This window comes from Streptomyces sp. NBC_00513, from assembly GCF_041431415.1.
Lineage (GTDB): Bacteria > Actinomycetota > Actinomycetes > Streptomycetales > Streptomycetaceae > Streptomyces.
Genome location: NZ_CP107845.1, coordinates 619,913 through 634,685 on the forward strand (window position 1 = coordinate 619,913; position 14,773 = coordinate 634,685).

Genomic DNA, 14,773 nt, shown 5'->3' on the forward strand with positions numbered 1-14,773 from the left:
GCGTTCGTTAGAAGTTATAACGCTTGGCCAAGTGGCCGGTCAATGGCAGCGTGATACCTTCTCACCAACCCTTGAGGGTGTAGCGGTACGAACCGGGACGGTGGCAGAGCATGGCGACGACGGGCGCGAGCACCCCGCGGGAGCGCTACCGAGCCCAGGTACGGACGGAGATCACGGAACGCGCCTGGGAGCAGATCGCCACGGCGGGGGCGTCAGCGCTCTCGCTCAACGCGATTGCCAAACAGATGGGCATGAGCGGACCGGCCCTCTACCGCTATTTCGCCAGTCGCGACGACCTGATCACCGAACTCGTCCGGGGGGCATACCGAAGCCTCGCCGACGTCCTCGGCGAGGCTTCCTCCACCGGTGCGGACCTTGCCGGGCTGGCTCACACCCTGCGCGGCTGGGCCTTGGCGGACCCTCAGCGGTACTTCCTCGTCTACGGCACCCCGATCCCCGGCTATCAAGCCCCCGAGGACACCCTCGCCATCTCCTCCGAGATCATGACGATCCTGCTCGACGCGTGTACGGCGCTCACCCCGGGCAACACCGTGACGGCCTTCGGCACCCATCTGGACGGCCACCGGGACTGGGCCGCCGGCAACCCCGCCCCGCCCGAGGCCCTCCACCGGTTCCTGACGTTCTGGACCCGCATGCACGGCGTCCTGTCACTGGAACTCGCCGGGCATTTCGCGGGCATGGACCTCGACCCGGCGCTGCTCTTCGCGGCGGAACTGGAAGACCTGCTGAAACCTCGATCCTGAGGCCCCCGCCCCACTGGTCCGCACCTCCGTCATTCTTGGTTCTGCTGGTTCTGGTTCTGCTGGTTCTGGTTCTGCTGGTTCTGCTGGTTCTGGTCGTTCTGGTTCTGCTGCTCGTTCTGGTTCTGGTCGTTCCGCGTCGAGTCGTCCTGCTTCTCGGTCGACTCCTTGAAGCCACTGCACTCCGTGCGGTCATTGCCTTGCGACACGGTGTACTTGGCGTTCTCCACGTTCATCATCTGGAACCCGCCGTCACCGCCGATGGCGAACGAGCCACCCGCGGCGGTCGGCGAGGACAGGAACGCGGAACCCGGCGTGAAGCCGCCGCCCGACAGGTGCACCTTCCCGTTGGGGAAGACACCGGAGATGGAGCAGGTGGCGGTGGGGGCGGCGGCGGCCTGGCCCCATGCGAGGACGGCCGGGGCGACGAGAAGCGAGCCGGCCATGGCGGGGACGAGCAGTGCGTGGCGTATGCGTCGGTGGGACATGGATCCTCCCGAAGGAGACGTGAAGGCGTGAGGGGAGCGTGACGACGGGGGCCCGCCCGCCTGCGTCCGGCGCAGCACGGCGCGGCCCTCCTGCGGGGCCCGCGCTCCTCGATCCGGCGTCGGCCACGGGCGAACGGGGACGAGGCAGCGGGGCGGAATCGATCCGTCCGTCCCATCCTCCCCCGCCGGGCCGGAGGTGTCGATCCCGCACGCAAGGCCACCCACCCCCGCACGCCCCCTCCCCCGGCCCCGAGTACCGGACCCCGAGTGCCCGACCGTGCGTGCCCGACTGCGTGCCCGACTGCGGCCCGCCCCCGCGTACACGTACGTACGCCCACAGCGGCCACCCTCCCGTGGCGCGAGGCCGGGCGACCACGAGCGCAGCCGGTGCGAACCGCCCTCCGGCCCGGTCGGCGGGGGCCGGCCGGAGCCGCGGCGCCGTCCTGTCCCATTCACTTTTCACGGCCGCCATTCCGATATCCGGGCACCTTCTGTTTCAATCAGCCGTCAAGTGGCGTGAAACGGCCGCTCTTTGCCGCGTCCGGGACCGGCGAGGAGCGCCGGCGCGCCACCCTTCGTGCCTCGCTTGACCGGCGGGCCCGAAGAGGATCCCCGGGCGGTTCCGCCCGGGGCCGACCGCGGTGAGGGGAGCCGATGTGGTGTCCGTAGGAGAGAGACTGACCAGGACGCGGGAGCGGGCGTTCATAGGCCGGGAGGAGCAACTCGACACGTTCGAGGCGGCTTTGGCAGGCGATCCACAGGCGCCGTTCGCGTTCTACGTGTGTGGACCGGGCGGCATAGGCAAGTCGACGCTGCTGCGACGGATGGCGGACCGTGCCCGTGCGGCGGGCCGGCCGCTCGTCGAACTCGACGGTCGTTTCGTCGAGCGGGACCCCGCCGATTTCGAGCGTGCCGCCGACACCTTCGTGAAGGTCCCGGGCACCGTCCTGCTCGTGGACTCCTTCGAGCACTGCCAGTGGCTGGAGAGCCGGCTGTGGCACCAGTTCCTGCCCCGTGCCGCCGACGACGCGCTGGTGGTCCTCGCCGGCCGGCACGCCCCGCAGCCGCAGTGGACCGCCGACCCCGCCTGGTCCCCGCTCCTGCACGTGACCGAACTGGAGCCGTTCTCCGAGGAGCAGGCTCTCAGCCTGCTGGTGGCTGCCCGGATCAGGCCCGAACTGCGCGACCCGGTGCTCCGCTTCGCCGGGGGCAATCCGCTGGCCCTGTCCCTCGCGGCCGCGTCGGGATCGACCGGCTGCGCACAGGAGGACATCTGGGCGCCCTCGGCGGACGTCCTGCGCACCCTGTTGGCGGGGTTGATCGGTGAGGTGCCCACAGCGGCCCACCGCCGCGCCCTGGAGGTGGCGGCGCAAGCCCGCTCGACGTCCGAGGAACTGCTCACCGCTGTCCTGCCGGAGGAGGACGCCCATCAGCTCTTCTCCTGGCTGAGGGACCTCCCCTTCATGGAGTCCACGCACCGGGGGCTCCACCCGCACGACGCCGCACGCGAGACGTTGGCCGCCGACCTGCGCTGGCGAGCACCGAACGCCTTCGAGGCCGTGCGCCGGCGCCTGGCCGACGAGTACCTGCGCCTCCTGCGCGAGGCACCCGAGGAGCAGGTGTGGACCGTCACCGACGAACTCTTCCACCTCTTTCGGGAAGGGAAGACCCTGGCCCGGCTGCGCACCTGGTCCCGCGAGGACGAGGTGCACGACCGCCCTCTGCACCCGGACGACCTCGATGCCGTGCTGCGCATGGCCGAGGACACCGAAGGGCCCGCCTCCGCGGAACTGGTCCGCTACTGGGCGCGGCGTCAGCCGCAGGCCTTCAGCGTCTACCGTCTCGTCAACACGGGCCGGATCGTGGCGTTCACGGCCCGGCTGGCCCTGGCGGCCCCTGCCGACCCCGAGGACCTGGCCACCGATCCCGTCGTCGCCGCCGCGTGGCGGTACACCGAGGCCACCGCGCCGGTGAGCCCCGGCCAGCACATCGGCGTCAGCCGCTTCTCGGTCTACCCCGAGCGTTACCAGGTCCCTTCGCGCGTCATCGACCTGAGCAGTTCCCGCGCCCAGGCGGAGTCGGCCCGTGCCCGTGGTCGGGCCTACGGCTTCGCCGTGTACCGGGATGCCGAGACCTGGGCCGAACGCGTCAAGGGCACCCTCGCCGACACCGGCGCCCGCCCGCGGGTCGGTGCGTACACGTACGGCCTGTTCAGCGTCGACTGGCGCCGGATACCCGTGGAGGCGTGGCTCCAGAGCTTCATATCGACCACCGAGGAGCCGGTCTCGCCCGGACCGTCGCCCATCTCGCGTTCCTTGTTCGACCAGGGCGTACGGGAGGCGTTGGCGCACTGGCGTGACGCCGGGGCCTTCGCCGCCTGCGCCCTGCTGCGCAGCCGTCTCGCGGCGGACTTCGCCGATCCCGTCGCGGAGTTGCGCGCTCTGCTGCGCCAAGCCGTCGACGATCTCGCGCAGGACCCGCGCGGGGTGCGCGCCCGCGAGGCCCTGGCGGCGGGCTACTTCTCCGGTGCACCCACCCAGGAAGCCGCCGCCCGCCGCCTCGGCCTTCCGTACGGCACCTACCGGCGTCACCTGCGTCAGGGCCTGGACCTGCTGTGCGAGGCCTTGTGGCAGCAGGAGCTCGACGGCCCCCGGTCACGGTAGACAACGGGGGGAGGGCGCGCGCACGCCTTCGGCGGCGCCGGGGTGGACAGGCGCGGACAGGAGTGGACAGTGGGCGCGCCCGGCTGCCCTGGATAGTGGACAGCCCCCCGCAGGAGGCTGTGCGCCATGAACCTCCTCCACCCCACACGGACGGGGCGCCTCTCCCGGCCGCCGGCCGGGCGGCGGCGGCCCCGACGCTGAACCGACGGGCCCGGCCTCATCTCGGTGACGCCGCCTGACGTTTCATCACATCCACCGAAGGAAACCCCCTGCCATGACCGTCGACAAGCCCTACCTGACCGGCCACTTCACCCCCGTCGTCAACGAGGTCACGGCCACCGACCTCACAGTCGAGGGAACCCTGCCCACCGAGCTGACCGGGCGGTTGTTCCGCAACGGCCACAACCCCAAGCCCGGTGTCACGCCCACCCACTGGTTCAAGGGCAGCGGGATGGTCCACGGCATCCGGCTGCGCGACGGCCGCGCCGAGTGGTACCGCAACCGCTGGGTGCACACCCCCGCGCTGGAGGGCGCCCCGTACATGACGGAGCGGGGACCCGACCTGACGGCCAGTGCCGCCGGTACCCACATCATCGAGCACGGCGGACGGCTGCTCGCGCTGTGCGAGGCGAACCTGCCCTTCGAACTCACCCGGGACCTGGAGACGGTCGGGGCGTACGACTTCGACGGCAAGCTGCGGACGGCGATGACCGCGCACCCCAAGGAGGACCCCGTGACGGGCGAGCTCCACTTCTTCGGGTCCTCTCCGTTCCCGCCCTTCCTCGTGCACTACGTCGCCGACGCCAAGGGCGAGATCACCCACACCGCCGAGGTCCCGGGGGCGACCGCCTCGCTCAAGCACGACTTCGCCATCACCCGCCACCACGTGGTCTTCGTGGAGGGCAACGTCACCTTCGACCCCACGGACCACTCCGGCATCCCGTACGGCTGGAGTGACCAGCAGCCCGCCCGCATCGGTGTCATGCCCCGCGGGGAGGACGGTGCCCGGAAGGTCCGCTGGTTCTCCATAGAGCCGGGCAACATGCTGCACGTCGCCAATGCCTTCGAGGACGGCCAGGGCCGCATCGTCCTGGAGGGCCCGACCGTGGACCGTGAGGGCTTCCGGCTCTCCTGGAACTGGTGGATCGGCGCGCCCGGGCGCGGCAGTGAACCCGTCGCCCGCTCCTACACCCGCCGTTGGGTGGTCGACATGGTGGCCGGCACCGTGGACGAGCAGATCATCGACGATCTGCCGGTGGAGTTCCCGACCCTCAACGAGGAGTACCTGGGCGCCGAGAACCGCTACCACTACGCCATCTCCTTCCCCGACGAGAAGGGCTTCGGTGGGTACGGAGTGGTCAAGTACGACCGCACCACCGGCGCCCGTCGCATCCACCAGGTCGGCGACGCCCGCATGCCCGGCGAAGCCGTCTTCGTTCCCGCCACCGGAGCCACGCGCGAGGACGACGGCTATCTGCTCACCGTCGTCTCCGACCTCAAGCAGGACGCCTCGCAACTGGTGGTCCTCGACGCGTCGGGTCTCGACCGGATCGCCACCGTCCACCTGCCCCACCGGGTGAGTGCCGGACTCCACGGCTCCTGGGTCCCCGACAGCGGGCCCGCCGAACTCGCGGGCTGACCGGATCCGGAGTTCGCGACGGGACGGCCCGCTTCCGCCGCGCGCTCCGGCGTACGACCCGGCGGCGCGGCCGCCCTTCCCCGATCGGAAGGGCGGCCGCGCCGCCGCCCGATCGGGCGGGCGCCTATCCTGCCGGGATGATCAAGCCGATTGAACTCGTCATCTTCGACTGCGACGGTGTGCTGGTCGACAGCGAACGCATGGCGGCCCGTGTCCAGGTCGCCCTGGGCGCCGAGTTGGGCTGGCCCCTCACCGGCGATGAGGTCGTCGACCGTTTCATCGGGCGCTCGCACGCCTCCATTCGCGAGCAGGTTGCCGTCCGGCTGGGCGAGGAGACGGCGGCGATCTGGTCGGAGCGGTTCGAGCAGCTGCATCGCGAGGCCGTGGACGCCGATCTCGCCCCCGTCGAGGGGCTGCCCGAGGCTCTCGACGCCCTCACCCTGCCGACGTGCGTGGCCTCCAGCGGCTCGCACGACAAGATGCGCCACACCCTGGGCCGGACCGGCCTGTACGAGCGTTTCGCCGGCCGCATCTACAGCGCCGGCGAAGTCGCCCGCGGCAAGCCCGCCCCCGATCTGTTCCTGTACGCGGCCCGGAACATGGGGGTCGATCCCGCCGCCTGTGTGGTGGTCGAGGACAGCCGGCCCGGCGTCCAGGCCGCCCGTGCGGCCGGCATGCGCGCCTTCGGTTACGCGGGCGGTCTGACTCCGGCCGAACGCCTCGAGGGCCCCGGTACCACCGTCTTCCACGACATGCGCGCGCTCCCCGCCCTCATCGCCGGGCAGTAGCCCCTGCTCGCCGCGCGGGGCCGGCCGCGGACGGTGGCGACGACCGGCCATGATTCGCGACGGCTACGGCGTGACCGGGCTGACCGTGAAGCGGTTCGAGCAGACCTGGAAGGGCGTCTTGAGCAGGACCGCGTCCTTGGAGGCGGGCGCGTAGACCTTCAGGAACGCCCCCTTGGGCAGGCACGGGCCGCCGATCGGTCCGTTCGTCGTGTGGAGGACGGCCGTGGCGCTGCGCCCGGGGGCGAGGGAGACGGCGGCGGGCACCTGCCCGTCCCGGTCCGCCGGCTTCCCGATCTGCTTCTGCTCCTCGCTCAGAACGCTGACGCCCGGGTATCCGAGCAGGGTGCACGGACGGTCGCCGGTGTTGGTGAAGCGCAGCGGTACGTACAGTTGCCCGGCTCCGACGTCCGGCGGCCCGGCGGACACGCTGAGGTCTCCCGACGCGCAGGTGCTCGCCCGTACCGGCCTCTCGGCGGCGGCCACCGGACCGACGGACACCAGCGTGGCTCCCACGGCCACGGCCAGGAGGGCGGGAATCGCTGTTCGTGCGGAGGTCGCCATGACTCACCTCGATCGTCGGGCCGGCGCGGGCGCCGGCACGGATGGTTGATGTCCGTCGCACCTACCCGTGATGCCGTCCCCGATGCATGGTGGGCGTCACGGGGTGGGTCGCGGTGAACCCCCGCCCGCGGCTTTGGACAGGGCCTGGCACAGCGCCCATACGCTGAGGCCGAACATCAGGACGCCCAGGGGTACATGCAGCGTCGGTTCGTGCGCGATGCCCAGGACGACCTGGACGGAGGCGAGTGCGAGGAAGCCGGACGCGTACAGGATGGGGCGGGCCTCGCCGCCGCCCGGTCGCCACGCCAGGATCGCGGCGAGCACGTACAGCATCGACGCCCCGTACATCACGCGCGCTCCGACGCCGTGCAACACCTCGCCGTGGGACGAGGACAGCAGCAGTCCGGCGGTGGCCGCCTGGAAGAAGATGGCCAGGGTTTGCAGGCCGATCGCGACCTGCGGGAACGTCAGTCCGCCTCCGCCCGGTGTGGCCGTCGTGCGGATGGTCGTCCGGGTCGTCCTGGGCGCCATGATGTGGACCCCTCTTCTGCCTCGCGGCGGTGGATCAGTAGTGTCTGCATTCGCTCTTCACTCACTCGACGACGCAGGCCCGCGATTTGTGAGGCGAGGCGCCGAACCCGGTTGTCCGGTGCGGTGTTTCGCCGCCGTGGAGAGATCCGGAATGAGCGGGCGAAGCGAACGAGGAGAGGCAGGCAGTGGTCCGGAGCATGAGCGCCGCGTCCGAGCCGGGTCACAGCCGGTCCGAGCCCCACCTGACCGTGGTCGTCGGCGAGCGGCGCCGGTTGATCAATCTCGCCTACAGGCTGCTCGGTTCGTCGACCGAGGCCGAGGACGCCGTCCAGGAGGCCTACACCCGCTGGTTCGCGCTGTCCCGGCAACAGCAGGAGGCCGTCGCGTCGCCCGGTGCCTGGCTGACGACGGTGGCCGGCCGGATCTGCCTGGACGTGCTCGGTTCGGCGCGGGCCCGACGCGAGCGGTACGTCGGCCCGTGGATACCCGAGCCGCTGCCCGACCGTACGGAGTGGATCGGTGGGCGCGCGGGCGGCGGGACCGAGCCGGCCGACCCCGCCGACCAGATCGTCCTGGACGAGTCGGTGGACATGGCCTTCCTCGTCGTACTGGAGTCGATGACGCCGGCGGAACGCGTGGCGTTCATCCTGCACGACGTCTTCCGCTACCCCTTCGCCGAGGTCGCCACGATCGTCGGCCGGACGCCCGCGGCCTGCCGGCAGTTGGCGTCCTCGGGCCGTCGGCGCGTCCGTGCCGCGCGGAACCCGGCGCCGGCGGCCGGGCAGGCCGGTCTGGTTCGCCGGTTCAAGGAGGCTTGGGAGGCCAGGGACATCGAGACCCTCGTCGGTCTCCTCGACCCCGACGCCACGATGACCGCGGATGGCGGCGGCCTCGTCGGAACCGTCCTGCGGCCGGTCGAAGGCGGCAGGAGCATCGCCCAGTACCTGATCCACATCGCCGCCAAGGCCCCGGGCCTGACACTCCTGGAGCGAACGGTCAACGGCCGGCCCGGCCTGGTCGCCCAGCACACCGGAGTCCCCGTGACCGTGGCCGCGTTCGACCTCACCGGCGACCGCGTCAGCCGCATCTGGGCGGTCCGCAACCCGGAGAAGCTCCGCGCGTGGACCGGTGACGCACAGACCTGATCCGGCGACACATCCGCGGCGACGACCCCGGACGGTGGAGGTCGGCACTGGAATCAGGTCGACCGTGATCGTCTCGTCCGGTACGGTCGCGGAGTTGTTCTCACTGCTGGGAGCCCTGCGGTTCACGCGTGGCCTCCCCGGCGCCCACCAGGCCTTCGGCCCGCATCCGGTGTGAGGGCGAGTCGTGATCAGGAAGGCTGGGGCACATGGTTTCGGTAGTGCAGAACGTGGCGATCGACTGCGCCAACGCCTACGAACTGGCCCGTTTCTGGAGCGGTGTGACGGGCCGTCCGATCCATCCGGACGTCGGACCGGGTGACCGGGAGACTCAGGTACTGCTCGCCGAGGGCCCCGCGTTGTACTTCAATCAGGTACCCGAGGCCAAGACGGTCAAGAATCGGATCCATCTGTGCCTGCGCCCCGAGACCTCTCGCGAGCAGGAGGTGGACCGGCTGCTGAGCCTCGGTGCGACCTTCGTCGCCGACCACCGGAATCCGGACGGTTCAGGTTGGGCGGTCCTTGCCGATCCCGAAGGCAACGAGTTCTGCGTTCTGCGCGGAGAGTCCGACCGGTTGCCGTGAGTCCCTGACGCCGACGGCCCACTCCCGTTCACGGAGAACGGACGAACTGTTCGCGTACCCACCGCGGATCGGGGTTGACGTGCGGCCGGCCCGCGACGACGACGGTCGGCACGGTCTCGTTGCCGTCGTTGGCCGCCCTGACGGCTGCCGCGCCGTCCGGGTCACGCCAGATGTCGACCCAGTGCAACCGGCCGGCTTCACGCCCCAACCGGATGCGCAGTCGGATGCAGTACTTGCAGCCCGACCGCCAGAAGACGATCGGCCGGCCGTCGACCGCGCTGCGGCGCTGCGCCTCCACGGCGCTGATCGACTTCGGGAAGACCAGAGGCGAGTGCACGCCCGCGAGAAGGCCGAACAGCAGCAGAAGCACCGCGGCAGCGCCGGGGGCGCCCCGGTACAGCACCCCGGCCGCGAGGACCGAGCCGCAGAGCACGAACAGCATCGACAAGCTCCAGGCACGGGTCATGACGACGATCCTATACACGAGGCGAACAGCCTCGAACCAGGCCACTCACGCGGGGCCGAGGAACGAGCGGAGGACGAGACGTCGGCGCCTTCCGGCGTGGAGGTGGTCCGCGGCGACCGCGAGGACGAGGCCGCGTTGCGTGCGGCGGCGGCGGATCGCACCTGGGACGGGGTGATCGACACGTGCGGGTTCGAGCCCCGTACCGTACGGCGGTCGGTTCGGGCGCTGGCCGGGCGCGCGGGGGCGTACGCGTTCGTCTCGTCCTTCCATGCCTACGCGGACTGGCCCGCCAAGGGCGTGGACGAGACCTTTCCCCGCCACGCGTGCGCCCCGGACACCGCACCGGACGACGTGCCGTACAACGCCCTCAAGGCCGGATGCGAGCGGGCGGTCGAAGAAGGCTTCCCCGGACGCGCCTTGATCGTCAATCCCGGCATCATCGTCGGCCCCGGAGAGAACGTCGGACGCCTCCCCTGGTGGCTGGAGACCATCGCACGGGGAGGCCGTGTACTGGCTCCGGGGTCCCCGGACCGTGCGATGCAGCTCATCGACGCCCGCGACATCGCCCGGTTCCTTCTCGACCGGCTCGCCGAGGGCGGCTCCGGCCGGTACCTGACCACGGGCGTGCCCGGGAACGCCACCATGGGCGAGCTGTTGCGGGCCTGCGTCGACGCCACCGGCGCCGACACCGAACTCGTGTGGGCCGACGAGCGGTTCCTCCGGGAACACGACGTCGCCCCGTGGACCGAGGTTCCGCTGTGGGTGCCGGACACTCCCGAGGTCTCCGGCGCCTGGACCGCCTCGTCGGCCAAGGCGCTGGTCGCCGGCCTGCGTTGCCGCCCGGTCTCCGAGACCGTCGCGGACACGTGGCGGGCACTCCGCGACGGTGGGTGTCCGCGGCCCAAGTACCTACAGGGTGAGGTTCCCGTCGGCCTGGAAAGGGACAAGCACGACGCGGTCCTCGCCGCGTGGGATGCCCGAGGTTCGCAGGCCTGACCAGGGCGGAGTCACACCGCGGGGTGATACCCGATCCGGTGGCGGCCGGTCCGGGCTCCGGACGGCGAAGGCCGCCGGATCGGCCTGCGACTTCGGACCTCGTCCGGGCCGGCTCAGTGGTGCCCGGTCATGTGGGCGAGGGTCTGTTCGGCGCTGTCGGGGGCGAAGGCGCCGTCGATGCCTTCGGCCGCCCCTTCGGCGGCCTCGATGGAGCGCGGCAGGAGGATCTTCTCGTACGCGGTGACGGCCTGGTCGACGGTGGGGTGATCGACGAGGGCCTGGGCGAGGTCGGCTCCGTCGAGCATCGCGAGGTTGGCGCCCATCCCGGAGAAGGGGGACATGAGATGGGCGGCGTCGCCGAGGAGGGTGAGGCCGGGGGTGGGTGCCCAGGTGTGCGGCACCGGCAGGGCGTACAGCGGGCGGTTGGTGTAGCCGGTGTCGGCGTCCGTGATGAAACCGAGCAGGTCGGGGCTCCATCCGCCGAACCGGTCGAGCAGGGCCGCGCGTACGGCCGTGGTGTCGGCCGGGTCGAGGCCGGCGTGCCGTTGCCAGTCCTCGTCGATGCGCATGCCGACGTAGACGCGGATGTGGCCGCCGCTGTTGCGCTGGGCGACGAATCCCAGATTGTCGTCCAGGGCCATCATGGTCCCGTTGCCGGTGAGTTCGGCGAGTGCGGGGTGGCGGGTGTCTGCCTCGTCGAGGCCTGTTTCGACGAAGGTGACGCCCGTGTAGCGGGGCGTCGCGTCGGACAGGGCGCGGCGGACCCGGGACCAGGCGCCGTCGGCACCGATGACGAGGTCGACGTCGGTGGTCATGTCGGCGTCGGCGGTGATGTCGGCGGTGTCGTCCGCGTCGGCGGCGAGGGCGTCGCTGAAGTGCAGGCGGTGGGTGCCGTCGCCGCGGGGTTCGACGCGGGTGAGCTTGTGTCCCCAGCGCACGGTGGTGGGATCGAGCGAGTCGAGGAGGAGGCCGCGCAACTGACCGCGGTCGATCTCGGGGTTGCCCTCGGCCGTGTCGGCCTCGGGCGGGATCGCGTCGAACAGGACGCGTCCGTCCCGGCCGAGCAGGCGCATCTGCTGGCCTTCGGGACGGGACCGGGCGAGGAAGTCGTCCAGCAGCCCGGCCTGTTGCAGAGCGTGCCGGCCGGATCCGGGGTGCATGTCGAGGCTGCCGCCCTGGTCGCGGGAGGTGCGGGAGGTGTCCGACTCGTAGATCGTCGCGGTGATGCCGTTCTGCCGCAGGATGCGGGCGCAGATCAGGCCACCGGGGCCGGCACCGATGATCGCGATACGGGGTGTGGTGCGGGTGGTGTTCATGACGTGCTCCGTTCGTGCCGCCCCTGCGGCTCGCCGCTGTGGGACGGGGTTGTGGGACGGGGTTGTGTCGGGTGAGAGAGCGGGGCCGGGCAGTACCTCACGGCCGCCGCTCCAGAAAAGCACACCGACTCACTAAGTGCAACGGTTGCACTTTCTGGCTCGTCCCACCAAGGGGTAGGGTCGCCTTGTGAACGACACCGATCCGAGCCTCCCGTCGGCACCGCTGGGGCGCCGGGAGCGCAAGAAGGCAGCCACCCGACAAGCCATCGCCGATGCCGCGCTGCGCCTGTTCCTGGAGCGCGGCTACGACGCGGTCGGCATCCGCGAGATCGCGGACGCCGCCGACGTGTCCACCACCACGCTGTTCAAGCACTTCCCGGTCAAGGAGGCCCTCGTCTTCGACGAGGACGCCGACCAGGAAGCCCGACTGCTCGCCGCCGTACGCGAACGACCCCGGGGCCTTTCGATCCCCGCCGCCCTGCGGGAGCACGCCCTGCGCCACCGCCTGGCGGCCACCGCCGGCGACGCCCGCTTCACCGACTTCTTCGAGTTGGTGAGCAGCACCCCGGCCCTGCGCGACTACCTCCAGAACATGTGGCTGCGCCACTCGACCGCCCTCGCGCGGGCCATCGCGGACGAGTGCGGCCTTCCCGCCGACGACCCCGGCTGCGCCGCCCTGGCCCACTTCGCCCTCGAAGCCCCCCGCGCCGCCCACGGCAAAGGCGATGTGCGCCGGGCCCTCACCCGAGCCTTCGACCTGCTGGAGCACGGGTGGTCCGATCGGCCGGACGACCGACGATGAGTCCCGGCGCCCGACCGAGCGGCACGGGAAGCCGGGCCGCCTCGACGGTAGGGGCGTCGCTCGGCCCCCGGCTCACGCGGGCAGGGAGGCGAGCCAGGCGGTCAGGATGGCGTTGACCTCCTCGTGGCGCTCCTGCTGGATCCAGTGGCCACAGTCGTCGAGGATGTGCGAGGAGATCAGACCGGGCAGGGTCGTGGGGTAGGCCCGGATCGCTTCGGCCATCCAGGTGGTCGAGGCGTCCAGCGCGCCGCCGAGGAACAGGGACGGCCGGGTGATGGGCCTGCCCCGGTAGTCGGCGAGGTCCTCCCAGTCCCGGTCCATGTTCCGGTAGCGGTTGAGTGCTCCGCCGAGTCCGGTCCGCTCGAACTCCCCGGCGTAGAAGTCGAGTTCGTCCTCGCCGAGCCACGCGGGCGAGTGGTCGGCCGGGAACCGTTCGCGCAGCGTCCCGCCTCGGCTGACGAAGTGCGGGTCCGGGGCGCCGGGTCCGGGCATGGTCTCGGCGGAGAACGCGGCGTAGAAGCCCGCGAGCCACCCGCGGACGTCGGGTTCGATCTCGGCTTCGGCCCGACCGGGCTGCTGGAAGTAGGAGACGTAGATCTCCTCGTCCCCGCCCATGCCGGCGAAGATGTCGCTGGGCCGCGGACCGCCCGGCGGCGCGTAGGGGACGCTCAGCATGCCGACCGCGCGGAAGACGTCCGGCCTGATGAGGGCCGAGTGCGCGGCGATGGTCGAGCCCCAGTCGTGCCCGACGATCACCGCGGTCTCCTCGCCGAGCTCCCGCACGACGGCGACGGTGTCCTCGACCAGGTCGAGCATTCCGTACGAGGCGACATCCTCGGGCCGGGAGGAACGCCCGTAGCCGCGAACGTCCATCGCCACAGCGCGGTATCCGGCCGCGGCCAGCACGGGCAGTTGGTGTCGCCAGGAGTACCAGGACTCCGGGAACCCGTGCACCAGCAGCACCAACGGCCCCGCGCCCTGCTCCACCAGGTGGGTCCTGCCGGCGGGAGAGGCGACCACGCGATGTGTGGCACGCGAGATCGGGTCGGGCTGCGACATGGATTCCTCCGGGCTGTCGGTCGATCGGCTTACGTCGAGTGCGCCACTGCCCGGTACGGGGTGGCCCGCGGGTCAGGGGCGCAGAGCGATCATGCGACGGCCGGCGAGACCACCGCGACTCCTGTTGCCGTCTTGGCAACACTCGGTCGGGGTCCCCCACGCACCGCCGGTGCGAACACCCCGGGGCCCGGACACCGCCCGGCCGGAGGGGGACCACCGGGTCCGTGCTCACTCCCCCGGCAGCAGATCCCGCAGCCCGGTCCGGAAGGTCGGGCAGTCCAGGAGGGACGGATGCCAAGCGCCACATCCAAGGCGAGGCCGGTGACGACACGTTGGAACAGGTTCCGTACCGCCGGTGTGGCGGTGATCGCCGCCGTACGGCACCCCGTCGACGTGGCGGACCCCTTCGCCGACGTCCAGGAGGCGACGCGCCGACACCGGCGCGCGCACCGTTGCGGTGCCTACGCCTACGGCGAGGGGTCGTTCCCCGCCGTGATGGCGGCCGCCGTGGGGGCCCGCAGGATCGTCGAGGTGGGCACGGCCTTGGGGTACACCTCCCTGGCCATGGCGTACGCGGCGCCGGGGGCGCACGTCGAGACCGTGGAGATGGATCCGGAGCACGTCGCACTGGCGCGGGCGGAGATCGCCCGGCGCGGTTTCGCCGAACGGATCTCCGTCCTGCCCGGCGCCGCCGAGGAGGTCCTGCCCGGACTCGACGGTGGTACCTACGATCTCGCCTTCTTCGACGGGTTCACCCCGACGCCGGCGGTGGTGGAGGACCTGTACCGGCTGCTGCGCCCTGGCGGAACGCTGCTCGCCGGCAACCTGATCCTCGGCCCCGCGCCGGCGGTGACCCGCCACCTGGCCGATCCCGCCCGCCGGCGCACGCATCCCCTCGGGGAGAGCGCGCTGTGCGTGAAGATCCCCTGAGGATCCGTGGGCGCCTCGGCTCGTATCGGAGTCCCAGCGCTTCGAGG

General features: G+C 71.5%; 15 protein-coding genes. 9 read left to right on the top strand and 6 right to left on the bottom strand.

The features are described from left to right. The first annotated feature begins 110 nt into the window (after nt 1-110). Nucleotides 111-764, top strand: coding sequence for a TetR/AcrR family transcriptional regulator (locus OHA84_RS03125; protein ID WP_266973553.1), 654 nt, complete (start codon nt 111-113; stop codon nt 762-764). Between the two features lie 29 nt (nt 765-793). Here OHA84_RS03125 and OHA84_RS03130 read toward each other — a convergent pair whose 3' ends face one another. After that, nucleotides 794-1,249, bottom strand: coding sequence for a hypothetical protein (locus tag OHA84_RS03130; RefSeq protein WP_266973551.1), 456 nt, complete (start codon nt 1,247-1,249; stop codon nt 794-796). A 659-nt stretch (nt 1,250-1,908) separates the two neighbouring features. Between OHA84_RS03130 and OHA84_RS03135 the strand changes: the two genes are divergently transcribed. From OHA84_RS03135 to OHA84_RS03145, 3 genes are all read left to right on the top strand, one after another. After that, on the top strand, nt 1,909-3,912 hold the full coding sequence (locus OHA84_RS03135; RefSeq protein ID WP_266973549.1) for an AAA family ATPase: 2,004 nt from the start codon (nt 1,909-1,911) through the stop codon (nt 3,910-3,912). 274 nt (nt 3,913-4,186) lie between these two features. Continuing rightward, a complete protein-coding gene (locus OHA84_RS03140; protein ID WP_053683520.1) occupies nt 4,187-5,551 on the top strand; it encodes a carotenoid oxygenase family protein in 1,365 nt (454 codons plus the stop codon). A 137-nt stretch (nt 5,552-5,688) separates the two neighbouring features. Further along, nucleotides 5,689-6,339: an HAD family phosphatase gene (locus tag OHA84_RS03145; protein WP_266973545.1), complete on the top strand. Its 651-nt coding sequence runs from the start codon at nt 5,689-5,691 to the stop codon at nt 6,337-6,339. Between the two features lie 63 nt (nt 6,340-6,402). Here the strand turns inward: OHA84_RS03145 and OHA84_RS03150 are convergent, their stop codons facing one another. Further along, complete coding sequence (locus tag OHA84_RS03150; RefSeq protein WP_078999608.1) at nt 6,403-6,900, bottom strand: DUF4232 domain-containing protein; 498 nt, start codon at nt 6,898-6,900, stop codon at nt 6,403-6,405. Between the two features lie 96 nt (nt 6,901-6,996). Then, a complete protein-coding gene (locus OHA84_RS03155) occupies nt 6,997-7,431 on the bottom strand; it encodes a hypothetical protein (protein ID WP_266973544.1) in 435 nt (144 codons plus the stop codon). Nucleotides 7,432-7,628: 197 nt separating this feature from the next. Between OHA84_RS03155 and sigJ the strand changes: the two genes are divergently transcribed. Further along, nucleotides 7,629-8,576 carry an RNA polymerase sigma factor SigJ gene (sigJ, locus tag OHA84_RS03160; protein WP_053683531.1) on the top strand — a complete coding sequence of 316 codons (948 nt, stop codon included), beginning with the start codon at nt 7,629-7,631 and terminating at the stop codon, nt 8,574-8,576. 206 nt (nt 8,577-8,782) lie between these two features. After that, the gene (locus tag OHA84_RS03165) at nt 8,783-9,157 is read left to right on the top strand and encodes a VOC family protein (RefSeq protein WP_266973543.1); all 375 of its coding nucleotides are present in this window, start codon (nt 8,783-8,785) and stop codon (nt 9,155-9,157) included. Nucleotides 9,158-9,185: 28 nt separating this feature from the next. On the opposite strand, the gene OHA84_RS03170 is transcribed toward OHA84_RS03165, so the two are convergent. Further along, complete coding sequence (locus tag OHA84_RS03170) at nt 9,186-9,623, bottom strand: glutaredoxin domain-containing protein (protein WP_266973541.1); 438 nt, start codon at nt 9,621-9,623, stop codon at nt 9,186-9,188. 96 nt (nt 9,624-9,719) lie between these two features. Between OHA84_RS03170 and OHA84_RS03175 the strand changes: the two genes are divergently transcribed. Beyond that, the gene (locus OHA84_RS03175) at nt 9,720-10,619 is read left to right on the top strand and encodes an NAD-dependent epimerase (protein ID WP_266973539.1); all 900 of its coding nucleotides are present in this window, start codon (nt 9,720-9,722) and stop codon (nt 10,617-10,619) included. A 113-nt stretch (nt 10,620-10,732) separates the two neighbouring features. On the opposite strand, the gene OHA84_RS03180 is transcribed toward OHA84_RS03175, so the two are convergent. Then, complete coding sequence (locus OHA84_RS03180; RefSeq protein WP_266973537.1) at nt 10,733-11,935, bottom strand: NAD(P)/FAD-dependent oxidoreductase; 1,203 nt, start codon at nt 11,933-11,935, stop codon at nt 10,733-10,735. A 187-nt stretch (nt 11,936-12,122) separates the two neighbouring features. Between OHA84_RS03180 and OHA84_RS03185 the strand changes: the two genes are divergently transcribed. Continuing rightward, nucleotides 12,123-12,737 carry a TetR/AcrR family transcriptional regulator gene (locus OHA84_RS03185; RefSeq protein WP_266973535.1) on the top strand — a complete coding sequence of 205 codons (615 nt, stop codon included), beginning with the start codon at nt 12,123-12,125 and terminating at the stop codon, nt 12,735-12,737. A gap of 72 nt (nt 12,738-12,809) precedes the next feature. Here OHA84_RS03185 and OHA84_RS03190 read toward each other — a convergent pair whose 3' ends face one another. Next, nucleotides 12,810-13,796: an alpha/beta fold hydrolase gene (locus OHA84_RS03190; RefSeq protein WP_266973533.1), complete on the bottom strand. Its 987-nt coding sequence runs from the start codon at nt 13,794-13,796 to the stop codon at nt 12,810-12,812. 321 nt (nt 13,797-14,117) lie between these two features. Between OHA84_RS03190 and OHA84_RS03195 the strand changes: the two genes are divergently transcribed. Next, nucleotides 14,118-14,726, top strand: coding sequence for an O-methyltransferase (locus tag OHA84_RS03195; RefSeq protein ID WP_266973531.1), 609 nt, complete (start codon nt 14,118-14,120; stop codon nt 14,724-14,726). Nucleotides 14,727-14,773 lie beyond the last annotated feature (47 nt).

Bases quoted from the DNA above. Each gene is read 5' to 3' on its own strand.
- OHA84_RS03130 (WP_266973551.1), bottom strand. From the start codon at position 1,249: ATGTCCCACCGACGCATACGCCACGCACTGCTCGTCCCCGCCATGGCC.
- OHA84_RS03150 (WP_078999608.1), bottom strand. From the start codon at position 6,900: ATGGCGACCTCCGCACGAACAGCGATTCCCGCCCTCCTGGCCGTGGCC.
- sigJ (WP_053683531.1), top strand. From the start codon at position 7,629: ATGAGCGCCGCGTCCGAGCCGGGTCACAGCCGGTCCGAGCCCCACCTG.
- OHA84_RS03155 (WP_266973544.1), bottom strand. From the start codon at position 7,431: ATGGCGCCCAGGACGACCCGGACGACCATCCGCACGACGGCCACACCG.
- OHA84_RS03190 (WP_266973533.1), bottom strand. From the start codon at position 13,796: ATGTCGCAGCCCGACCCGATCTCGCGTGCCACACATCGCGTGGTCGCC.
- OHA84_RS03170 (WP_266973541.1), bottom strand. From the start codon at position 9,623: ATGACCCGTGCCTGGAGCTTGTCGATGCTGTTCGTGCTCTGCGGCTCG.
- OHA84_RS03140 (WP_053683520.1), top strand. From the start codon at position 4,187: ATGACCGTCGACAAGCCCTACCTGACCGGCCACTTCACCCCCGTCGTC.
- OHA84_RS03180 (WP_266973537.1), bottom strand. From the start codon at position 11,935: ATGAACACCACCCGCACCACACCCCGTATCGCGATCATCGGTGCCGGC.
- OHA84_RS03165 (WP_266973543.1), top strand. From the start codon at position 8,783: ATGGTTTCGGTAGTGCAGAACGTGGCGATCGACTGCGCCAACGCCTAC.
- OHA84_RS03145 (WP_266973545.1), top strand. From the start codon at position 5,689: ATGATCAAGCCGATTGAACTCGTCATCTTCGACTGCGACGGTGTGCTG.
- OHA84_RS03125 (WP_266973553.1), top strand. From the start codon at position 111: ATGGCGACGACGGGCGCGAGCACCCCGCGGGAGCGCTACCGAGCCCAG.